At 54.2% G+C, this 22,209-nt stretch carries 20 protein-coding genes; 10 read left to right on the forward strand and 10 right to left on the reverse strand.

Annotated features, from left to right (window positions below; translation table 11 throughout):
- Nucleotides 1–17: 17 nt before the first annotated feature.
- The 4 genes from lolB to dauA all read left to right on the forward strand — a co-directional run bounded on the left by lolB (nt 18) and on the right by dauA (nt 4,383).
- Nucleotides 18–638, forward strand: coding sequence for a lipoprotein insertase outer membrane protein LolB (gene lolB, locus QMG90_RS12395; RefSeq protein WP_283279929.1), 621 nt, complete (start codon nt 18–20; stop codon nt 636–638).
- Nucleotides 635–1,486: a 4-(cytidine 5'-diphospho)-2-C-methyl-D-erythritol kinase gene (ispE, locus tag QMG90_RS12400; protein ID WP_283279930.1), complete on the forward strand. Its 852-nt coding sequence runs from the start codon at nt 635–637 to the stop codon at nt 1,484–1,486. The genes lolB and ispE overlap by 4 nt, the downstream gene beginning before the upstream one ends.
- 129 nt (nt 1,487–1,615) lie before the next feature.
- Nucleotides 1,616–2,563 carry a ribose-phosphate diphosphokinase gene (prs, locus tag QMG90_RS12405; protein ID WP_058648973.1) on the forward strand — a complete coding sequence of 316 codons (948 nt, stop codon included), beginning with the start codon at nt 1,616–1,618 and terminating at the stop codon, nt 2,561–2,563.
- Nucleotides 2,564–2,727: 164 nt separating this feature from the next.
- Nucleotides 2,728–4,383: a C4-dicarboxylic acid transporter DauA gene (gene dauA, locus QMG90_RS12410; RefSeq protein ID WP_283279931.1), complete on the forward strand. Its 1,656-nt coding sequence runs from the start codon at nt 2,728–2,730 to the stop codon at nt 4,381–4,383.
- A 36-nt stretch (nt 4,384–4,419) separates the two neighbouring features.
- Here dauA and ychH read toward each other — a convergent pair whose 3' ends face one another.
- Nucleotides 4,420–4,695: a stress-induced protein YchH gene (ychH, locus tag QMG90_RS12415; protein ID WP_038153779.1), complete on the reverse strand. Its 276-nt coding sequence runs from the start codon at nt 4,693–4,695 to the stop codon at nt 4,420–4,422.
- Between the two features lie 266 nt (nt 4,696–4,961).
- Here ychH and pth point away from each other — a divergent pair, with 266 nt between their 5' ends.
- Both pth and ychF read left to right on the forward strand, forming a co-directional pair.
- Entirely contained in the window at nt 4,962–5,546 is a 585-nt protein-coding gene (pth, locus tag QMG90_RS12420) for an aminoacyl-tRNA hydrolase (protein WP_283279933.1), read from the forward strand.
- Nucleotides 5,547–5,662: 116 nt separating this feature from the next.
- Complete coding sequence (gene ychF, locus QMG90_RS12425; protein ID WP_283279934.1) at nt 5,663–6,754, forward strand: redox-regulated ATPase YchF; 1,092 nt, start codon at nt 5,663–5,665, stop codon at nt 6,752–6,754.
- A 70-nt stretch (nt 6,755–6,824) separates the two neighbouring features.
- Here ychF and ykgO read toward each other — a convergent pair whose 3' ends face one another.
- The 3 genes from ykgO to QMG90_RS12440 form a co-directional block, all read right to left on the reverse strand.
- A complete protein-coding gene (gene ykgO, locus QMG90_RS12430; protein ID WP_049847774.1) occupies nt 6,825–6,965 on the reverse strand; it encodes a type B 50S ribosomal protein L36 in 141 nt (46 codons plus the stop codon).
- 2 nt (nt 6,966–6,967) lie between these two features.
- Nucleotides 6,968–7,228 (reverse strand): type B 50S ribosomal protein L31, encoded by a 261-nt coding sequence (locus QMG90_RS12435; protein ID WP_283279936.1) that lies wholly within the window; start codon nt 7,226–7,228, stop codon nt 6,968–6,970.
- A 137-nt stretch (nt 7,229–7,365) separates the two neighbouring features.
- Complete coding sequence (locus QMG90_RS12440; RefSeq protein WP_283279937.1) at nt 7,366–10,332, reverse strand: autotransporter outer membrane beta-barrel domain-containing protein; 2,967 nt, start codon at nt 10,330–10,332, stop codon at nt 7,366–7,368.
- Nucleotides 10,333–10,713: 381 nt separating this feature from the next.
- Here QMG90_RS12440 and QMG90_RS12445 point away from each other — a divergent pair, with 381 nt between their 5' ends.
- Nucleotides 10,714–11,694 carry a GlxA family transcriptional regulator gene (locus tag QMG90_RS12445; protein WP_283279938.1) on the forward strand — a complete coding sequence of 327 codons (981 nt, stop codon included), beginning with the start codon at nt 10,714–10,716 and terminating at the stop codon, nt 11,692–11,694.
- 78 nt (nt 11,695–11,772) lie between these two features.
- Entirely contained in the window at nt 11,773–12,783 is a 1,011-nt protein-coding gene (gene gap / locus QMG90_RS12450; protein ID WP_283279939.1) for a type I glyceraldehyde-3-phosphate dehydrogenase, read from the forward strand.
- A 44-nt stretch (nt 12,784–12,827) separates the two neighbouring features.
- Here the strand turns inward: gap and QMG90_RS12455 are convergent, their stop codons facing one another.
- From QMG90_RS12455 to QMG90_RS12465, 3 genes are all read right to left on the reverse strand, one after another.
- On the reverse strand, nt 12,828–13,322 hold the full coding sequence (locus QMG90_RS12455) for a 2-oxo-tetronate isomerase (protein WP_283279941.1): 495 nt from the start codon (nt 13,320–13,322) through the stop codon (nt 12,828–12,830).
- Between the two features lie 64 nt (nt 13,323–13,386).
- Nucleotides 13,387–14,580 carry a zinc-dependent alcohol dehydrogenase gene (locus tag QMG90_RS12460; protein WP_283279942.1) on the reverse strand — a complete coding sequence of 398 codons (1,194 nt, stop codon included), beginning with the start codon at nt 14,578–14,580 and terminating at the stop codon, nt 13,387–13,389.
- 302 nt (nt 14,581–14,882) lie between these two features.
- On the reverse strand, nt 14,883–15,620 hold the full coding sequence (locus QMG90_RS12465) for a GntR family transcriptional regulator (protein WP_283279944.1): 738 nt from the start codon (nt 15,618–15,620) through the stop codon (nt 14,883–14,885).
- A 217-nt stretch (nt 15,621–15,837) separates the two neighbouring features.
- On the opposite strand from QMG90_RS12465, the gene QMG90_RS12470 reads away from it, so the two are divergent.
- Together QMG90_RS12470 and QMG90_RS12475 are read left to right on the forward strand one after the other, a co-directional pair.
- Nucleotides 15,838–17,190, forward strand: a complete 1,353-nt coding sequence (locus tag QMG90_RS12470) for a class-II fumarase/aspartase family protein (protein ID WP_283279946.1) — start codon at nt 15,838–15,840, stop codon at nt 17,188–17,190.
- Nucleotides 17,191–17,225: 35 nt separating this feature from the next.
- A complete protein-coding gene (locus QMG90_RS12475; RefSeq protein ID WP_283279948.1) occupies nt 17,226–18,647 on the forward strand; it encodes a DASS family sodium-coupled anion symporter in 1,422 nt (473 codons plus the stop codon).
- A gap of 55 nt (nt 18,648–18,702) precedes the next feature.
- Here the strand turns inward: QMG90_RS12475 and QMG90_RS12480 are convergent, their stop codons facing one another.
- The 3 genes from QMG90_RS12480 to dbpA form a co-directional block, all read right to left on the reverse strand.
- Nucleotides 18,703–19,644 (reverse strand): DUF1848 domain-containing protein, encoded by a 942-nt coding sequence (locus QMG90_RS12480; RefSeq protein ID WP_283279950.1) that lies wholly within the window; start codon nt 19,642–19,644, stop codon nt 18,703–18,705.
- On the reverse strand, nt 19,641–20,498 hold the full coding sequence (locus tag QMG90_RS12485) for a hypothetical protein (RefSeq protein WP_283279952.1): 858 nt from the start codon (nt 20,496–20,498) through the stop codon (nt 19,641–19,643). The genes QMG90_RS12480 and QMG90_RS12485 overlap by 4 nt, the downstream gene beginning before the upstream one ends.
- Before the next feature lie 107 nt (nt 20,499–20,605).
- The gene (gene dbpA, locus QMG90_RS12490) at nt 20,606–21,979 is read right to left on the reverse strand and encodes an ATP-dependent RNA helicase DbpA (protein ID WP_283279954.1); all 1,374 of its coding nucleotides are present in this window, start codon (nt 21,977–21,979) and stop codon (nt 20,606–20,608) included.
- Between the last annotated feature and the right edge of the window lie 230 nt (nt 21,980–22,209).

Raw genomic sequence — 22,209 nt, forward strand, 5'->3', positions numbered from 1 at the left:
CTCAAGGATTTGTCACAATGATGCGCACGCCCCGACTGATTCGCCTGCTGCCGCTGGCAGCTCTGGTTCTCACCGCCTGCACCATCAATGCGCCGAAAGGCCCAGGCAAAAGCCCTGACTCGCCGCAGTGGCGTCAGCATGAACAGCAAGTCCGCCAGCTTAACCAGTACCAGACGCGCGGCGCGTTTGCTTATCTTTCCGACGAACAAAAAGTGTATGCCCGTTTTTTCTGGCAGCAGACCGGCCAGGAACGTTATCGCCTGTTGCTGACCAACCCGCTCGGCAGCACCGAACTTGAGCTGAACGCACAGCCCGGCAGCGTGGAGTTAGTGGATAATAAAGGTCAGCATTACACCGACACCAACGCCGAAGAGATGATTGCGAAACTGACCGGAATGCCGATTCCGCTCAATAGCTTGCGCCAGTGGATCCTCGGCCTGCCCGGCGACGCCACCGACTACACGCTGGATGAGCAGTACCGTCTGAGCACGCTCAACTATCGTCAGAACGGCAAAAACTGGAAGGTGACCTACAGCAGCTACGACAGCAAAACACAGCCCGCGCTGCCTTCCAATATGGAACTGACTGACGGCAGCCAGCGCATCAAGCTGAAAATGGATAACTGGATCGTCAAATGATGAGCCGCTGGCCTTCCCCCGCAAAACTGAACCTGTTTTTGTACATCACCGGTCAACGCCCGGATGGTTACCATAACCTGCAGACGCTGTTTCAGTTTCTTGATTACGGCGACACCCTCACCATCGAACCGCGTCAGGACGGCCAGCTTCGGCTGCTGACGCCTGTTGACGGGGTGCCGGAAGCGGAGAATCTGATTATTCGCGCGGCACGTCTGCTGATTGATGCGGCGCCCGCGGGTAGCGGCGCAGACATCAGTATCGACAAACGTCTGCCGATGGGCGGCGGACTTGGCGGCGGGTCGTCCAACGCAGCCACGGTACTGGTCGCCCTGAATCACCTCTGGGGCTGCGGGCTTTCTGTTGATGCGCTGGCGGCGCTTGGCCTGACGCTCGGCGCAGATGTCCCGGTGTTTGTGCGCGGGCATGCGGCCTTCGCGGAAGGCGTCGGCGAGTTGCTCACTCCGGTGGAGGTGCCTGAAAAATGGTATCTTGTCGCGCACCCTGGCGTAAGCATTCCTACGCCGATGATTTTTAACGATCCGGCGCTACCGCGAAATACTCCGGTACGGTCAATAGAAACGTTATTAAAATGTGAATTTGCCAACGATTGCGAGGTTATCGCAAGAAAACGTTTTCGCGAGGTTGATGCGGCGCTTTCCTGGCTGTTAGAATACGCGCCGTCGCGCCTGACTGGCACAGGAGCCTGTGTCTTTGCTGAATTTGACACCGAATCCGCCGCACGTCAGGTGCTAGAGCAAGCCCCGGAATGGCTGCACGGCTTTGTGGCGCGAGGGATGAACACCTCTCCGCTACAATACGCCATTTTGGAGCAAACTGAGTCACGGTGACAACGTCACTCTTGTTCCAGACGTTGCATCGCGCTCTTTAAATACACCGCCTGGATGAAATGGCGCCCGGCCCGCACCGTTTTTTGGCCCCTTTTATCCACCACTGGACGCATGCCTGAGGTTCTTCTCGTGCCTGATATGAAGCTTTTTGCTGGTAACGCTACCCCGGAACTAGCACAACGTATTGCCAACCGCCTGTACACTTCTCTTGGCGACGCCGCTGTAGGTCGTTTTAGCGACGGCGAAGTCAGCGTACAAATTAACGAAAACGTACGCGGTGGTGATATTTTCATCATCCAGTCCACTTGTGCTCCTACCAACGACAACCTGATGGAACTGGTTGTTATGGTCGATGCCCTGCGTCGTGCTTCCGCAGGCCGTATCACCGCCGTAATCCCTTACTTTGGTTATGCTCGTCAGGATCGCCGCGTGCGTTCCGCGCGTGTGCCGATCACCGCGAAAGTTGTCGCTGACTTCCTGTCAAGCGTTGGCGTTGACCGCGTACTGACCGTTGACCTGCATGCTGAACAGATCCAGGGCTTCTTTGATGTCCCGGTTGATAACGTATTTGGTAGCCCGATCCTGCTCGAAGACATGCTGCAACTGAATCTGGATAACCCGATTGTGGTTTCCCCGGATATCGGCGGTGTGGTTCGTGCGCGTGCTATCGCGAAGCTGCTGAACGATACCGACATGGCGATCATCGACAAACGCCGTCCGCGCGCTAACGTTTCTCAGGTGATGCATATCATCGGTGACGTTGCCGGTCGCGACTGCGTGCTGGTTGACGATATGATCGACACCGGCGGTACGCTGTGTAAAGCGGCGGAAGCTCTGAAAGAGCGAGGTGCAAAACGCGTGTTCGCCTACGCTACACACCCCATCTTCTCTGGCAATGCGGTAAATAACCTGCGTAACTCGGTCATCGACGAAGTGGTGGTTTGTGATACCATCCCGCTAACGGATGAAATCAAAGCCCTGCCGAACGTGCGTACCCTGACGCTGTCCGGCATGCTGGCCGAAGCGATTCGTCGTATCAGCAACGAAGAATCGATTTCTGCCATGTTCGAGCATTAATCGAACCCGGCCTGATAAAACCCGCTGCGGCGGGTTTTTTTGTCCGTGTTGAACATTTGTATGACTTATTAACTAACTGTTATTGCCTCCTTCACCTGCCATTGACATGACAGATGATGCGCTCACGGATGAAACAAATAGTGAACAAACTGAATTCACATGTAATGCCTTTCCAGGCCCTCATCGATGCGTGCTGGAAAGAGAAATATACCCTGCCGCGCTTTACACGCGATCTGATCGCCGGGGTCACTGTCGGGATCATCGCGATCCCGCTGGCAATGGCGCTGGCGATTGGTAGCGGCGTGGCACCGCAATACGGTCTGTATACCTCTGCAGTGGCCGGGATTGTCATCGCCCTTGCGGGCGGTTCCCGCTTCAGCGTCTCCGGGCCGACGGCGGCGTTTGTGGTGATCCTCTATCCGGTTTCTCAGCAGTTTGGCCTCGCTGGCCTGCTGGTGGCGACGCTGATGTCAGGGGTGTTTCTCATTCTCTTTGGCCTCGCCCGTTTCGGCCGGTTGATCGAATACATTCCGCTGTCGGTAACACTGGGCTTTACGGCGGGGATTGGTATCACCATCGGGACCATGCAAATCAAAGATTTTCTCGGTTTGCAGATCTCGCAGATGCCGGAACACTATTTACAAAAACTCGGTGCGCTGGTGATGGCGCTGCCGAGTATCAATGTAGGTGATGCGGCAATTGGCGTTGTCACGCTCGGTACGCTCATTTTCTGGCCGCGACTGGGTATTCGTCTGCCGGGACATCTTCCGGCGCTGCTGGCAGGCTGTGCGGTGATGGCGCTGGTCAATATGCTGGGCGGCCAGGTGGCGACCATCGGCTCCCAGTTCCACTACGTTCTCGCCGATGGCTCGCAGGGCAACGGTATCCCGCAACTGCTGCCGCAACTGGTGTTGCCGTGGAATTTACCCGGTTCTGAATTTACGCTGAGCTGGAACTCATTACAGGCGTTGCTGCCCGCTGCCTTCTCGATGGCGATGCTGGGCGCCATCGAATCGCTGCTGTGCGCCGTGGTGCTTGATGGCATGACCGGCACCAAACACAAGGCCAACAGCGAACTTATCGGTCAGGGGATGGGTAACATTGTCGCGCCGTTCTTTGGCGGGATCACCGCTACCGCGGCGATTGCCCGTTCTGCCGCGAACGTGCGTGCTGGTGCGACGTCTCCGATTGCCGCCGTCATCCATGCAGTGCTGGTTATTCTCGCGCTGCTGGCGCTCGCCCCGCTGCTCTCCTGGTTGCCGCTTTCCGCGATGGCCGCGCTGCTGCTGATGGTGGCATGGAACATGAGCGAGGCGCACAAGGTCGTCAACCTGCTGCGTCGGGCGCCCAAAGACGACATCATCGTCATGCTGATCTGTATGTCGCTGACGGTACTGTTTGATATGGTCATCGCGATTAGCGTTGGTATCGTGCTCGCCTCACTGCTGTTCATGCGCCGTATTGCCCGTATGACACGCCTGGCACCGGTCAACGTCACCGTGCCGGACGATGTGCTGGTGCTGCGCGTGATTGGCCCGCTGTTCTTTGCGGCGGCGGAAGGGTTATTTAACGATCTGGAATCGCGGATTGCTGGCAAACGCATTGTGGTACTGAAGTGGGATGCGGTACCGGTACTGGATGCCGGTGGTCTGAACGCTTTCCAGCGTTTTGTCGATAAACTGCCTGAAGGGTGTGAGTTGAGGGTTTCTAACGTGGAATTCCAGCCACTGCGCACCATGGCGCGCGCGGGGATCCAACCGATTCCTGGTCGCCTGAGTTTCTACCCGAACCGGGACGCGGCGCTCGCGGATATCGTATAAACACAACGGCTCCCTCGGGAGCCGTTGTTCAATTCGTTAGCTGTGTGGGTGCTGATCGCGACGGCAGCGTTTATCGTAGTGCCGTACCCACCAGTATTTGTCGGTGACCCTTTCATGCCCGCCGACACGTGCGCCCGCCAGCCAGAGAATTGCGCCGAGGAAGATGCTCAGCACGGCACCATGGGCAAAAAACTGTGGCAAATTAAGTTGCGGAAGCTGGTTTAAAATGGAGTACCCTACTCCCACTACCATGACCACTAACCCCAGACCCATGAGCACGTTACCGAGCAGCGAAGCGTTTTTGCGTTTCATATGTCACCTCCGGAACTTTGGGCTGAGAGGGAAAGTCCCTCTTATCCTTGTGTCTAAAGTATAGGCAACCTGCGAAACAGGGATTGCGTTAAGGATCACAATAACGAAGATATAGTCAACAAATCTTTACAATTAACTTGCTGAACTAATTGAAATTCTAATGGTTCAGTCGCGCAATTATCTCTTCATTTTGCGCTTCGTTTTGTCAACCGGCGCCACAACCAGTAAACTACGCGCCAGATTTCGACCCATTCAGGAAAAGAGACGTGACCATTAAGCTGATTGTCGGCCTGGCAAACCCCGGTGCCGAATACGCGGCAACGCGCCATAACGCAGGCGCCTGGTATGTAGACTTGCTGGCGGAGCGCTGTCGTGCCCCGCTGCGTGAAGAGCCGAAATTCTTTGGCTACACCTCACGCATCAACCTTGCCGGTGAAGATGTGCGTCTGCTGGTACCGACCACGTTTATGAATCTGAGCGGCAAAGCCGTTGCCGCACTGGCGACGTTTTATCGCATCAACCCGGACGAAATCCTGGTGGCGCATGATGAACTGGATCTGCCTCCCGGCGTGGCAAAATTTAAACTTGGCGGCGGTCACGGCGGTCATAATGGCCTGAAAGACATCATCAGCAAGCTCGGCAATAACCCGAACTTTTATCGCTTACGCGTCGGAATCGGCCATCCGGGCGATAAAAATAAAGTTGTCGGTTTTGTACTGGGTAAACCTCAGGTGGCAGAGCAGAAGCTGATTGATGATGCGGTTGACGAAGCGGCTCGTTGCACCGAGATCTGGCTGAAAGAAGGCCTGACTAAAGCCACCAACCGATTGCATGCCTTTAAGGCGCAATAAGTGTCTCAGGGGCGGCAATTTGCCCGGCTGCCGTGTATAATACGCGAAGTTATTTATTTTTCTGCAATCTGTTAGTTGTAACAGGTTGATTACCCAAAGATTAAGGTGATTTAAACATGGGATTCAAATGCGGTATCGTCGGTTTGCCAAACGTGGGCAAATCCACCCTGTTCAATGCGCTCACAAAAGCAGGTATTGAAGCGGCAAACTTCCCCTTCTGTACTATTGAGCCGAACACCGGTGTCGTGCCGATGCCCGATCCGCGTCTGGACAAGCTGGCTGAAATCGTCAAACCCCAGCGCATCCTGCCGACCACCATGGAATTCGTCGACATCGCCGGTCTGGTGAAAGGCGCTTCCAAAGGTGAAGGTCTGGGCAACCAGTTCCTGACCAACATCCGTGAAACCGAAGCGATCGGTCACGTGGTGCGTTGCTTTGAGAACGACAACATCATCCACGTTTCCGGTAAAGTGGATCCCGCAGAAGATATCGACATCATCAACACCGAACTGGCGCTCTCCGATCTCGAAGCCTGTGAACGCGCGATTCACCGCATCTCCAAAAAAGCCAAAGGCGGCGATAAAGACGCCAAAGCCGAGCTGACCGTGCTGGAAAAATGTCTGCCGCAGCTGGAAAATGCCGGAATGCTGCGTGCGCTGGATCTGAGCAAAGAAGAGAAAGAAACTATTCGCTACCTGAGCTTCCTGACGCTGAAGCCGACCATGTACATCGCGAACGTCAACGAAGATGGTTTCGAAAACAACCCGTATCTGGACAAAGTGCGCGAAATCGCTGAGAAAGAAGGTTCTGTCGTGGTGCCGGTTTGTGCGGCCGTTGAATCAGACATCGCTGAACTCGACGACGAAGAGCGTGACGAATTTATGGCGGAGCTGGGTCTTGAAGAGCCGGGCCTGAACCGCGTGATCCGCGCCGGTTATGCCCTGTTGAATCTGCAAACTTACTTCACCGCAGGCGTAAAAGAAGTCCGCGCCTGGACCATCCCGGTTGGCGCCACGGCACCGCAGGCGGCCGGTAAAATCCACACCGACTTCGAAAAAGGCTTTATCCGCGCGCAGACCATCTCCTACGAAGATTTCGTGACCTATAAGGGTGAACAAGGCGCGAAAGAAGCCGGTAAGATGCGTGCAGAAGGTAAAGACTATATCGTCAAAGATGGCGATGTGATGAACTTCCTGTTTAACGTCTAACCACTACGCTTGCCGTCAACCCCGACGGCAAGCAATAGCGTTCCCTGGAAAGCTGGCGACAGCAGGCCGGTTAACGTCTTTTCTTGCGCCCTTGCACGGCCTTAAAGCGGGGGTTGCTCTTACAGATGACGTACAAACGCCCTTTCCGTTTGACGATCTGGCAGTCCGGGTGGCGCTGTTTCGCGCTCTTAAGAGAATTCAGTACCTGCATCTTCAGCCCCGTTTCGCATTCAGGAAACCGTTAAAGCGCGCTTTAAACCGCGCGGCGCTGCCTTCCGTTGCGAAGGACTTCTGTTTCCCGGTGTAATACGGGTGAGATTTAGCCGAAACGTCAAGGGTAACATAAGGGTATTTCACGCCCTCCAGTTCAATTTCCCGTTCAGTTTTAATGGTCGATCCTACTTTGAAGTATTCGTCCACGCTGGTGTCGTGAAAGACAACGGTACGATAATGCGGATGGATATCGGGTTTCATGGCTTACCTTTATTTGTTACGTTATAACATATCAATAATGTAAGCCTGAATGCGACAAAGATCAACACTGCAAATACCAGGGGTAAATACAACCCATAAAAAAAGCGGCCGAAGCCGCTTGATATCCGTCAGTTTTATCAGAACGACGCTTTAATACCGATCATCGCCGAGGTATCACTGTAGCCTTTGTCACCGATCTGCTGACCGACGTTACCCCACAGGGCGACGTTCTTCGTCAACTGACCTTCAACACCGGCCTTCAGTTCACCGATATTGCGGGCACCTGCCAGCGCTACCTGCTCGCCGTTCAGCGACACACCAAAGTCTTTGCTGTTGTGGATCCAGTTGGCTTCCACGAACGGCTGGAAGGTGCGGCCTTTACCGTCATCCAGTTGGTTGTGGCCGTGACCGTACAGACGCACGCCGACGCGGGTCTGAATGTTGCCGTCGCCGTTGCCTTCCACGCGGGTGCCGTTGGCTTCTTTGTGCGGATCCGCTTTCACACCCATCCAGGTGACCTGGGCTTTCGGCTGGATGTACAGCGAATTGCGTTCGCTGATATCGGCCAGTTTCCAGGTGTAGCCCGATTCAACAGAGGCGGTGAAGCCATCAGAATCATACGCTTCAGACTCAACACCATGACCGGAAACGGTATTGTCGAACCAGTTGTACTGCGCCCAGCTGTCAACGTATGCGCCTTCCAGCGTGTCGTTATCCTGCAGCCAGGTGCCGTAGACACCGACGCTGTAACCGCTGATGCTGCCGTCAGCACGGTTGCCGTTACGGTGGTTGACCGCGCGGCTCTTCTGGTTGGCATAACCGGCCATCACACCGAGGTGATAACGGTCAGCATTGTCCGAACTCCACTGCGCGATATCGCCGCCCAGCTGCATCACATAGCGGTTGCTCTGCATGTTCAGCTGACCGCTGCTGTCTTTCTGACGGGTATGCCCGCCAACGTTACGCAGCCACATGCTGGTGACGGCGGTTTCGCCGGTCAGCGCGTCAACGTAATGCGTTTCACCCAGACGGTCATGCAGACGGGTGGTAAACAGGTTGTTGGCTGCCTGCAGGTTCATCGCATACAGACCGGCTTCCGGACGCACGGCGTGCTCTTTCGGCTGAGTCGGTTTCTGCGGCGTCACCGGTTTTTGTGGTACGACAGGGTCAGCCGGGTCCTGTGGATCAAGCGGGTCAACAGGGTCAACCGGATCTACCGGGTCAACAGGATCTTCCGGAGACAGCGCGCTGCTCAGGTACCAGTTCGCCGCGTCCTGACCTGCGCCACGCTGCAGGGTGTAGTCATAGGCACCGGCAACGATACGCCCGCGCTGTTTGAATTCACCTGCGGAATTGCCGTTAACGGTGATCAGTTCGATACCATCAGTGGTGAGCCCTCCCGCGCCACCTGCGTTCAGCACCGTCACGTTGGTCGTTCCGCTGGTGTTGCCGTTAACGATCAGGCGGTCAGTTGCGGAGTTGTCATCACCAAGCTGCGTGTTCATCACCAGATTACCGTTGTTACCCGTGTAATCATTGTCCACCGTAAGCGTCCTGAACGTTGCCGCATCACGCGTCATTTTCCGGCTCTGCGCCGCGGTATGCATGAAATTCAGCGTTGAGTCATTCAACGTCAGGTTGGTCAGTTGAGAATCTTTCGTCATGTCCCAGACAGAGCCCTCCGCCAGCGCCAGATTGTTTATGGCATCGGTGCTGGTCAGAAAGCCGCCGATAAAACGGGAGCTGTTGTTAGCATTCAAATCAATCAGCGCGGAATCTTTCGCTTCAATGGTACCGACAACCTGCATTTTCTGCCCCGTCGTCGTGACGCGTGAATCTGCGTTTTCCGCCAGGATCGCAGTGGCATCCGGGTCGTTGTTGTTGGTGCCCAGTTGAATTTCACCCTTCAGCGCAATGTCGCCACCTTTATCCGCCTGGATGTAGTGCCAGGTGCCATTGTGAGTGGTATCCACGGCATCAATGTTCAGTTTGCCATTGATCACAACACGACCTGCGGTCTGAGCGTCATCTTTTGTGGCCAGCAAGCCCACACCTTCAGTTTGCTGGTGTCCCTGACTGTCCATCACAATGGCCAGATCGTTGGTGGTTAATTCCGATGAACCAATCGACTCAGCCCCATGGAGGACCGTACCATCAGCGCCGGCGTTTAATGCCAGCGACGTTTTACCTTTCGCCGTGAAGTGTGAATCTAAATCGATACCGGCCTGTCCATCGGAGACCCAGATCCCGGACGTCACCCCACCCGTCTGATTGACGGTGACAGTTACCTGCGTATCGCCCAGCGCTTCAATGTGACCACCGCTAGTGTTAATACCATCGGCATACTCATCAGCAGTCGAGTTAACCACGGCATTATTATAAACGATGAGAGAACGGGCATTATCCTGCGAGGAATCTGAAGACATTCCCACTGAATATTCCCGACCTTTGGTGGTCAGCTTTAAATCTTCAGCAGTAACCTGCGTACCGTCTTTTGCATAAATACCAAACGCTTTGCCTTTTTCGCCGAGCGCGGTGGAATTAACCGTGGTTAAACCGGTAAAATCCATCGTCGCCGTCGCTTTTTCGCCATGAATACCGACGACAAATTTATCAGCACGCTGGTGGCTAATATTCACCGTCAGGTCATCTGCGGTAATATTCCCCGCTTTCGCAAGGTAAGCATCACTACTTCCACCAACCTTAATGATGCCCACACCAAAGACAAATTCATAATCCTGATCCAGCGCCAGGTCCGGTCGCGAAGGGAAAGTACCTTCGATCAGGTCACCATAAACCGTATTCACAGTAGAGCCAGAGCCCAGGTCAATCTTGCCGCTATTGGCGACCACAACGGAGCCGCTGGTGAGCAGAAAATCACCCTCATCAAACTCACCCCAGCCCGAGATCATCGGCGAGCCACCATTATGATTTACGGTGACACTGCCATTATTCGCAACAGAAATCGTATTATCTTCACCCGCTGTACCGATAACTTTATAAACACCACCAGCGTCTATAACACCATTCCCGGTAATAACACCATCATCATCATGAAAGTCTGCAATTGCATTAGCATTACCTGCAACCAGAATGCTACTCATTAACAATGCTGTGGTACTTAATTTAAAATATTTCATACTCATATTTTTCACAATAAAGTAAGCCGTCGATTAGGAATTAATTCTCCATTTTTAAGCAGTTGAGACAAATGAAATGACCTTAATCACTTGACTGGATTAATACTTCGAATATAAGAATTATACAGAATAAAATACCTTAAATGATGATATTCACGTAATTTAACGCCAAAACAGATCAGCATTAACTTCTGAATACAGTTGTAATTCAGAAAAAAGGAAATATTTAAGATACCTTTTGTCCGGCGAAAAGATTATTTCACAAAAAAGTTAAGAATATGGGCATGGCTGACGCAGATAACGTTTCTGGTTGACTTATTCTGTCAAAGGTTTACTTTTCAGGACATGAAGAAAATCCTTATTATCGTCCCCGATGGCGGGATGCTGTTCGAATCCGCCGGGATCGCCGACATTCTGATGCAGGCTAATCAGCTGCAAACGGAAGGGTTAACGCGTCCGCGCTATCAGGTGAGTGTCGCCACCACGCAGTCGCACCAGGTGATCCATGGTCAGTCCGGATTAAACCTGCTTGCGGATCACCGTCTCCATGATCTCGATCCGCGGGAAGCGCTCGACACTATTATCATCACCGGCAGAGGCCAGAATGAACTGGAAGGCACAGCGGTTGTCGACTGGCTGCGCCTCGCCGCGCCCCATGCCCGTCGCATCGCGTCAGTCTGCGGCGGCGCGTTATTGCTGGCGGAAACCGGTCTGCTGAATGGCAGGCGCGCCACCACCCACTGGCGACTGTTGGACACTCTGCAAACAGCCTTTCCTGAAGTGAATGTTGAAGGCGGGCCGCTGTACATTCAGGACGGCAATATCTGGACTTCCGGCGGGGTCAGCTCCGGTTTTGACCTGACGCTGGCGCTGGTGGAAGAGGATTATGGTTTCAGCCTTGCCCGCGACATCGCGCAGGATTTTGTGATGTACCTGCGCCGCCCTGGCGGGCAACTGCAGTTCAGCCGTTTCAACCTTACGCAGACCAGCGGTTCCGGGCCAATAAATGCGTTGCTGGCGTGGATCCTCGAAAACATTACCGCTGACCTTTGCGTGGAGAAACTGGCGGAAAAAGTCGCCATGAGCCCGCGCAATTTCACCCGCGTTTTTACCCGCGAAACCGGTGTCTCACCGGCGCGTTATGTCGCCGAAGCACGTCTTGCCGCCGCACGACAACAGCTTGAGCAAACCACCGACACGCTGGACCGTATCGCCGAACAGACCGGTTTTGGCAGCAGCATCAACCTGCGTCGTCTCTTCGAAAAGCAGCTCAACCTGACGCCAGGCGAATACCGCCAGCGCTTTCATATCCGCAAAATGGCGTAAAGTGATCCTTTTTTGTCATTTACGCCAAAACAGCCGCCACCTACAGTAACACCAGAGACAACAATTAAGGAGTTGATCATGGTTAAGGTCGGTATTAATGGTTTCGGCAGGATCGGACGTAACGTACTGCGCGCGGCGTTGGGTAATGACAATCTGCAAATCGTCGCGATTAATGATCTGACAGACAGCAAAACGCTGGCTCATTTGCTGAAATACGACTCCCTGCTCGGTACGCTGAAGGAAGACGTTTCCGCCGCTGAAGGGCACTTGCGCGTAGGCGGTCAGCCGATCACCGTGTTCAGCGAACGCGACCCGGCAAATATTCCATGGCGGGATGCCGGTGTGGATATCGTTATCGAAGCGACCGGTTTTTTCACTGATCGCGCTAAAGCCGCCGTGCATATTGAGCATGGTGGTGCTAAACGCGTCATCATCTCCGCACCGGGCAAAAACGACGATTTGACCATTGTGATGGGCGTCAATGACGGGTTGTACGATCCGCATAAACACTATGTCCTCAGCAACGGCAGTTGTACAACCAACGGTCTGGCGCCTGCCGCACAAGTTCTCCATCAGAATTTCGGTATTAAACACGGTCTGATGAATACCACCCACGCGTATACCAACAGCCAGGCGCTGCACGACCAGCCGGAAAAAGATTTACGTGGCGCACGCGCCGCTGCGCTGTCGATTGTGCCCTACTCCAGCGGTGCCGCGAAAGCGCTGGGGAAAGTGATCCCTGAGCTGGATGGCAAAATGACGGGTTACTCGTTGCGCGTGCCGGTGCCGGTGGTATCGATCGTCGACCTTACCGTAACGCTGGAGCGTGATGTGACGGCAGAAGAAGTGAACAACGCTTTCCGCAACGCTGCCGCGTCCGGACCGCTGAAAGGGATACTGGGCTACAGCGACGAACCGCTAGTCTCCAGCGATTACCAGGGCGACCCGCGTTCCTCCATCATTGATGGTCTGTCGACACTGGTGATTGGCGGCAATATGGTCAAAATCCTCGCCTGGTATGACAACGAATGGGGATTTTCAAACAGGCTGGTGGATCTGGCGCTGTTGATGGCCCGGCGTGAACGCTAAGTGATGTAAAACCACGCCCCGGCGTGGTTTTTTTTCGCTGCATGCTAAACATACTCTGCCAGCAGCAGTATCAGCGCCGCCATAGCATAACTGGTCGCCTGCGCGAGCACCGATTCACTGTCGCCATCAAACCGCTTTACGCTGGTATGGATCTCATCATCAGCCAGTTGCCAGGCAAACCACACCGTGCCCGCTGGCGTTCCGTCCTCTCCGCCGTCCGGCCCGGCATAACCACTCACGGCCAGGCTGACGTCCGCCTCTGAGCGCTGTTTTGCGCCCGCCGCCATCTCTTTGACTGTCTGTTCGCTTACGGCGGTAAACGTCTGGATCGTCTCGCGTCTGACGCCCAGCATGGTGATTTTGGCGCCATCCGTGTAAGTAATAAACCCGCTACCGTAAAACGACGGGGTATCGTCAGCGGCGCATAACGCCGACGCAATGAGCCCGCCAGTACAGGACTCCGCCGTTGCCAGTTGCAACTGTTTTTCAACCAGTACGCGCCCCAACTCACTGGCAACCGATAACGAAGGTGTTGTCATAAATAACCTCAGTGAATGAAATGAAAGGACGGCGGTCACCTTGGCTCAACCGCCGCCACGCGGTTCAAATCGTCGCTTTTTCTCCGGACATCCCCGGAACCAGTATCACCTTGCGGCACTCCTCCTGACGTTTTTCGAAAATTTCATAGCCGCGCGCGGCATCTTCAAGCGGCATATGGTGCGTGACAATCTCTTCCGGCGTGAGATGGCCCTGCTCAATAAGTTTCAGTAAATCCGGCAGCCAGGCATGGACGTGCGTCTGGCCCATCTTAAACGTCAGCCCTTTATCAAAGGCGTCTCCGAACATAAATCCGTGGATAAACCCGGCGTAAACCCCCGGAACGCTGACGATCCCTCCCCGCCGCACGGCGGCGATACACTGGCGAATCGCCTTCCCGCTGCTGCCTTCAATTTTGAGCGTGCTTAGCACCGTTTCGGTGAGGCTGCCTTTTGCTTCAAACCCGACCGCATCAATGACTGCATCCACTCCGCGGTTGCCCGGCGTGTTTTCGATGATCCACGCCGCCGGGTCGTCGTTCTTATCGAAGTTAATCGGGATGGCGCCATAACGCTGCTGAGCGAACGCCAGCCGGTAATCATTATGGTCGATGATGAAAATCTGTTCCGCGCCGTTATACCGCGCGCAGGCCGCCGACAGCAGCCCCACCGGCCCGGCACCGTAAATCGCCACGCTGGAGCCCGGTTTAATTTCGGCGTTTTTCACCGCCTGCCAGGCGGTGGGGAGAATATCGGAAAGAAACAGCACTTTTTCATCGGGCAGGCTGTCCGGCACTTTAAACGGGCCGGTATTGGCTTTCGGCACACGGACATATTCCGCCTGTCCGCCAGGCACGCCGCCGTAGAGGTTGCTGTAGCCAAACAGCGCGGCAGGCGGCGTAATGCTTTTGCGGTTCAGCGCCGCGCCCTTGCCGCTGTTGGTGTTTTCGCAGGCTGAGTATTGCTGCAAACGGCAGAAAAAACAGTCGCCACAGGCGATAACAAACGGGATCACCACGCGATCGCCTTTGCTGACCGCTTTCACGTCCGGACCGGCCTCAACGACCTCGCCCATAAACTCGTGGCCAAAAATATCACCGTGACTGGTGCCGGGTATTTTCCCACGATAGAGATGCAAATCAGAGCCACAAATGGCGGTGGCAGTGACCCGAAGAATAATATCGTCAGTGGCTTCTAATCCCGGATCAGGGGTGGTATCGACGCTGACATTATGCGGACCGTGATAAGTCAGTGCTTTCATAAGCTATTCTCCCGTTAATGGCGTAAGCGAGACCTGGTATGGAGACAGCAATTACGTTGCGTTCTGCGGTTTACGGCAAAAATGAGGTAATGATGAAAAGCACTATTACTCCGATTTGTTGAACGCTTTCCGATAATTATGCTACCCATGAACCTGAACTCGTAAAAATAAAAAAGCAGGAACTGAAAGGATAGAACAATAATCGGACTTCAAGAGAACCCGTGCCGTTGAGATATAAAAAAAGAGCCTTAAGCGAAACGGTGAAATATCTCCCGCGTCGCTTAAGGCTCTCTCTTTTATATTTACTCTTCTGCTGTCAGATGCTTCAGCACCAGCGAACAGGTATAGCGCCCGGCGGGATGCACGGAAACCGTCGTTTCGAAGGTCTCGCCCTGGCGGTCGATATAACGCCGGACGATACGCAGCGCCGGGGAACCCGTCTCCACACCCAGCACTTTCGCCATTTTCGCTGGCACGCCGACCGCGGTGATGGTCTGGTGTACTTCCTGGCTGCGAATCCCGTAGTGTTCTTCGATCAGATCGCTTATCAGCGCATGAGGGTCGCTGCGCACCAGCTGGCGCAGTTTGCTGTAGGTCGTGCTGGCGTAGCTGTCGGTCCAGCAAATCGGCGCATCGCGTTTCTGGCTGTCTTCACGAATGCTGGCGATATGCAGCCAGCGCGATCCTGGCGGGCAGCCGATGACCTGTGCCAGTTCGATGTCCGCCACAATCTCATCAACCTTTTTTACCACCCGCAGATTATTGCGGGCCAGCACCAGCAAATCTTCCAGATAGGCCAGCGGGTGGTCCTGCGAATTCGCATCAGGGCTGTCAGTGACGTGCGTCCCCGCCCCCTTGCGTCGCGAAATCAGACCCTGCTCCGTCAGGCTTCGCAGCGCTTCACGCACGGTATGGCGGCTGACAAGATAGGATTCGCACAGCTCTTTTTCCGTCGGAAACTGCGAGCCCGCAGGATATTTGCCGGAGGCAATATCCGCCGCCAGCTCACGGGCAATACGTTGGTACAGAGACTCTTTCATCGCCATTGTTCTTCTAAATTACCGATCGTTATCACAAAAGCAGGAATGAGAACTTCCCTTCCAAATGTACGGTCATTATAAAATGTACGTACATTCTAAATGTACGTACATTATAGCAATGTCCAGACATTTAGCGTGCCGCAAGGAGCATGCCGGAATGTCGTCTGGATATCGGCTGACCGGCAGTCTATCACTATCCCACTCAAAAGGGGGTTTTATGGCTTCCACTGTATTAGATTCCGTCCTGTTCAGGGATTCTTTTGGTACGCCGGCCATGCGCGCCATCTTTGATGATCACGAACTTATCCGCAAATACGTTGAGGTAGAAGTGGCACTGGCGAAGGCCGAAGCGCGCTGCGGCGTCATCCCGCAAGATGCGGCCAAAGAGATCGCCGAAAAATGTAATGCCGATACCCTGGATTTCGACCTGCTGCGTCATGAGACCGAAATTGTCGGTTACCCGATTCTGCCGCTGGTGCATCAGATCTCTAAACAGGCGGGCGCATCGGGCGGCTACGTCCACTGGGGCGCCACCACCCAGGACATCATGGACACGGCTGTCGTCCTGCAAATCCGCGACGCATTTGACCTTATCGACGCCGACATTCGCGAGCTGCGCGTCATTCTCGCCGGTCTTGCGCAACGCTATCGTGACACGCCAATGGCAGGCCGCACCCATCTGCAACAGGCACTTCCGATCACCTTCGGCTATAAAGCCGCTATCTGGCTGGATATGTTTGACCGTCACGCCGAACGTCTGGAACAGGCGCGCCCTCGCGTACTGGTGGGTGAATTCGCCGGTGCGGCAGGCACCCTGGCGTCGCTGGGCGATAAAGGTCTCGCCGTGCAAAAAGCGATGATGGAAGAGCTTGGCCTTGGCGTTCCCGCCTCCACCTGGCACGTCGCGCGCGATGGTTTTGCCGAAGCGGTGAACCTGCTCGGGGTGATCACCGGGTCGCTCGGCAAAATCGCCTATGACGTGATGCTGCTTGCCGCCAACGAATTTGGCGAACTGTACGAGCCGTTTGTGAAGGGCCGCGGTGCCAGCAGCACCATGCCGCAGAAACGCAACCCGATCTCCAGCGAACTGATGCTGGCCTGCGCCAAAGGGGTTCGCCAGCACGCCGGGCTGATGCTCGACGCGATGGTTCAGGATCTCGAACGCGCGACCGGCCCGTGGCATGCCGAATGGATCGCCATCCCGGAAAGCTTTGTGCTGGCCGCCGGGGCGCTGCATCAGGCGAAGTTCATGCTCGATGGCTTAATCGTTGATGAGAACGCGATGGCCAGAAACCTTGATATGACCAAAGGACTTATCGTGGCCGAAGCCGTCATGATGGGACTGGCCCCTTACATTGGTCGTCAGGATGCGCATGACGTGGTGTACGACGCCTGTCGCGTAGTGAACGAAAAAGGCGGTCGCCTGGCGGACGTACTCAACGCGATGCCTGGCGTCTCAAGCCGTCTGGATCCGCAACTGATTGAACGCCTGACTGACCCGGCGAATTATCTGGGCATGGCGCCGCAGATGGTGGACCAGGTGCTCGCGAAATCTGCCGGACGCCACTAATCCAGGTCAATGACCATTAGCATGAGGAGATGATCATGTCATCTGTTTCATCCAGGGGAAAATCCATTATTGCTTTCGGTGTGCCGTTGGCCATCGGCGCCATTATCTGGTTCTGGCCGGCCCCGGAAGGTTTAACACCGCAGGCGTGGCATATGTTTGCCATTTTTGCCGCCACCATAGCGGCCATTCTGACCCAGCCGCTCCCGTCCGGGGCGGTGATGCTTATCTCGATTTGCGTGGTAATTTTCAGCAAAACCCTGCCGGAGGCGAAAGCGCTGTCGGGGTTTGCCAGCGGGACGGTGTGGTTGATTTTCTGCGCCTATGTGCTGTCGCTGGGGTTCGTCACCTCCGGTCTCGGTAAGCGCATCGCGTATAAAATGCTGTCGCTGTTTGGCGGAAGCAGTCTGGGGATCGCCTATTCGCTCGGCGTGTCGGATTTAATTATGGCACCTGCCATGCCATCGGTGACGGCGCGTTCCGGGGGAATTATCTTCCCGATCGCCCGCTCGATTAACGATGTGCTCGGCTCAGCGCCCGGTGAAACCGGCAAACGCATCGGCAACTTTTTGACCATGGTCTGTTTCCAGTTCACGCCAATCACTGGCGCCATCTTCCTGACCGGGATGGCGGCGAACCCGCTGGTTGGCAGTCTGGCGAAATCAACACTGGGCATTGAGATCTCATGGGGCGGCTGGTTTGTTGCGGCCGTGGTTCCGGCGATGGTCTGCTTCATGTTAGCGCCGCTGCTCATTTATAAGCTGCTGAATCCGGAGCTGAAAAGGACGCCGGAAGCCAAAGAGATGGGCAAGCGTTCGTTGCAGGCGCTGGGAGCGATGAGCAGCGCAGAGAAGAAAGTGGCTATTGGCTTTATTCTCGCTCTGATTGGCTGGGGAACCAGTTTGATCACTGGCCTGTCGGCAACCGCTGTCGGGCTCGGTCTGGCGGCCTATCTGTTCGCCACCCGCGCTGTGGAATGGAAAGCTCTGCTCAGCGATCACGCGGCCTGGGATACCGTCATCTGGTTCAGCGTGATCATCAGTCTCGCCAGCGGGCTTGAAGGGCTCGGCTTTATCAAATGGATGACGCAGCAGTTAGACGGTGCGATTCAGGGTTTCGGTCCAATGACCGCGTTTGTGGTACTCGGATTGCTGTATATCTACGTTCACTATCTGTTTGCCACCGCTTCCGGGCATGTGGCCGCGCTGTACGCCCCGTTCGTCGCGACGGCTATCGCCGCCGGTGCGCCGCCGATGATGGTCGCTATCTGCTTCGGTATTTTCAGTAACCTGATGTGGGGGAATACGGAATATGGTGGTGGTCCGGGTCCGATTTACTTCGGACAGGGTTATTTCGACCGGGCAACGTTCTACAAAATCAACCTGGTGGTAGTCACCTTTAACGTCGCGCTGACCTTTATTATCGGCATGATGTGGTGGAAATTGCTGGGCTATTACTGAGTAAGCAAGACCCTGCAGACACAATCACTTTTACCGGTGATTGTGTCTGTGATGATTAAAACAGCGATCCCTGAAATAGGGTTGGCAGCAGCAGTTTAGCCTCCACCCCTTCAGTTCCGCCTACCAGAAATGGACTTTCCGGATCGTGTTTTTTCTTATTGTTAGCGATCGCCTGTTTATTAAAGGTAGCGTAGCAGTAGGAGCAGTCGTGCAGACAAGTGTTATACGTGCCGATATCAATACTGCGAATGCAACCACAGGCTTCGCGCTGACCGGGATCTTTCATCGCGTCCAACGGCAGGCCAAAAACCGCATTAATCAGTCGATCATCAATGCATTTTCCGTGTCCGATGCCGGCCTCATAAAGATCGATATCCTCGGAGCAGGTTTCGACAACCATATGATTGTCCCGCGCTATTGTTGCCATCCACTGCGCTAAATCCAGCAAGCGCAGGCGATCATTAACAATATCCTCGTATTGCAGCCCCGGAACAGCCGCCAGATTCGATTCCGTTTTTTTGTACAGATCGGCAAAACTAATGACCACCCGTTTTGTTTTTCCGCGCAACAGGGTGGCGATTTTACTGAACAGTCGCTTGTGCTCGTCGATATCAACAATGTTCGACACCAGAATGGGATCATAGCGCCAGATGACTTTGTCCGCGCCAATGTTGTCACTGAGCTGAATAAAGGTGTCAATGGCATGATGCGGGCGCGGTACGGAGCCTTCGAGAATTTTGGGGTAGCCTGTGATGGTGTACTGGAAATAGTAATGAAACCCGCGCTCATCCAGTTCGCCCAGATGACGCATCAGCATTTTAGGGTTTCGCGTCCAGAAGACAATAACGTCGACATCCGCCGGATTCAGCGAGACCCGCCTGACCTGGTTGAAGTTATAAGGGTTACGGGTCAACAGAAACCCTTCCCGGATGCGGTTCATAAACCAGGGCGTATAGAAAGCAGGGATATCCGTTCGCCGGCTCGCACTGATTATCATTCTTTCTCCCGGGTGTATTTGAGCAGGCTATAGGCCAGATATTTGTTACTAAAAACTGGCCAAAAATTGATATTACAGGCCATACATTGTGGACTATTGTTGTGGTTATTGCACGAATCTTTAAGTTCAGAGACAAAAGGCAGAACATCATCCGGTAATTTAAAAAAAGTAAAATCAAGCCCTAACCAACGTTGCTTAATAAAATAAGTATAATAGTTAGGCTCCTGATCACACTGCCAGCCGTCATCTGTCAGAATTTTAGAAATAGTCTGAAATTCATCAATCCCATTTATACTATTATTGTCATGTGCATTATACGTTGCATAGGTATTAATAAAATAGATTGGATTTTTCTTACTATTCTTTACTATTAAATCGGCAATATGCTTTCTTATATCCAGACTTAACTCTGTCAGCGACTTAGGGAAGACAAATAAATCAACATCCTCAACATCTGCAGCCTGGAGTGTGCTGGCACACCTGGTTTTAAACTGCGCCCATGGGAAGTTCGGACGGTAGTGCCAGTCGATAAGATCGATCCCAACATACTTGATTGTCACTGTTTTATTTTCATCAATGACAACGCGGTTTAATGCTTCGCAATCAACGCCGGAACCGCAACCGATAGATAAAATCGTTAACTCGTCACCGTTAAATGATTGCAGGAGCTTTTTATACATACCATAAAGCTCACAAAAATAAGCACCATAATATTTCAGGATATACTGCTGTTGATTAACCTTTGACGAATAACCGTTCGAATTAAAACCAAAATTATTAAGAGAGCACCATCTCTCATTTTCAAAATCATTAAATACAGCTTGTACTTTGCCTTCCAGAAAATTCCTTGTCATTGCTCACTCACCTTTTCTGTCATCCAATGACACTATCGGCAGCATGCGCCAAAACTTAAATTTCCTGTGTCCCCCGCCTGTATCCGCGGGGGATTTGCATTGCGGCGCTATTTCAGCAACCGCACCTTCACAGATTTACCTTTAATTTTGCCCTGTTGTAACTGTTTCCAGGCATGATGCGCGACCGAACGTTTCACAGCCACAAACGCGTGGATCGGGTGGATATCGATTTTGCCGATGTCTGCGCCATCAAGCCCCATATCGCCGGTCAGCGCGCCAAGAATATCGCCAGGACGCATTTTGGCTTTTTTGCCACCATCAATGCACAGCGTCTCCATTGCCGCCTCCAGCGGTGCGATGCTGATGCCTGTCGGCACCGGCTGCCAGCGCAGTGTGATATTTAGCATCTCTTCCAGCACGTTAGCGCGTTGCGCCTCTTCGGGGGCGCAGAAGCTGATCGCCATCCCGCTTTCCCCTGCCCGCGCGGTACGGCCGATGCGGTGGACGTGCACTTCCGGATCCCAGGACAGCTCATAGTTGATCACCATCTCAAGGGCTTTGATATCCAGACCGCGTGCGGCAACGTCAGTCGCCACCAGTACCCGGCAACTGCCGTTGGCAAAACGAACCAGCGTCTGATCGCGGTCGCGCTGCTCCATGTCGCCATGCAGCGCCAGCACGCTCTGCTGACTCGCAGTCAGCGCGTCGTACACGGCCTGACAATCTTTTTTGGTATTGCAGAACACCACGCAGGAAGCGGGCTGATACTGGCTCAGTAGTTTCTGTAACAGGCTGATCTTACCGCCACGCGACACTTCAAAAAACAGCTGCTCAACCGCAGGCAATTCATCGACAGTATCGATTTCGACTGTCAGCGGCTCGCGCTGAATACGCCCGCTGATGGCAGCGATTGCTGCGGGCCAGGTGGCGGAAAAGAGCAGTGTCTGGCGCTTCGCTGGGGCATACGCAATCACTTCATCAATGGCCTCGGCAAAGCCCATGTCGAGCATCCGATCAGCTTCGTCCAGCACCAGCGTCTGCAATGCTTCCAGGTTCACCGTCTCTTTTTTCAGGTGATCCAACAGTCGCCCTGGCGTTGCCACAATAATGTGCGGCGCATGGGTCAGCGAATCGCGCTGCACGCTGAACGGCAGCCCGCCGCATAACGTCAGCACTTTAATATTGGGCATATAGCGCGCCAGACGACGCAGTTCTTTCGCCACCTGATCGGCCAGTTCGCGGGTCGGGCACAGCACCAGCGACTGGGTGAGAAACTGGCTGGCATCAATGTGCTGAAGCAGGCCCAGTCCGAATGCGGCGGTTTTGCCGCTGCCGGTTTTCGCCTGCGCCCGGACATCTTTCCCCGCGAGGATCGCCGGAAGCGACGCCGCCTGCACCGGGGTCATGGTCTGGTAACCCAGTTCGTTAAGGTTGGCAAGTTGTTCCGCAGGGAGGGCGTTTAATTCAGCAAAAGAGGTCACGGCATTATTCTCAAAATGGGAAAAGGAGTCCCCGGCGTGTTCCGCCAGCGGGCTGGCGGCAATGATAACATCCAGATCCCCCCTATCCGCAGCGGTTTTGCTTTTTTACCACGGTAAAGTGTCCGGAAATCCGCAAAATGATAATTAAGCCCGACGCGAAGGCGGAAATTCGTCTAAGGTTTTCAGATGGTTGATCCCAGCGGTCAGACTATTCAGCCTATGACAGGAGA

It is taken from the genome of Trabulsiella odontotermitis (genome assembly GCF_030053895.1).
Classification (GTDB): Bacteria; Pseudomonadota; Gammaproteobacteria; order Enterobacterales; family Enterobacteriaceae; genus Trabulsiella; species Trabulsiella odontotermitis_C.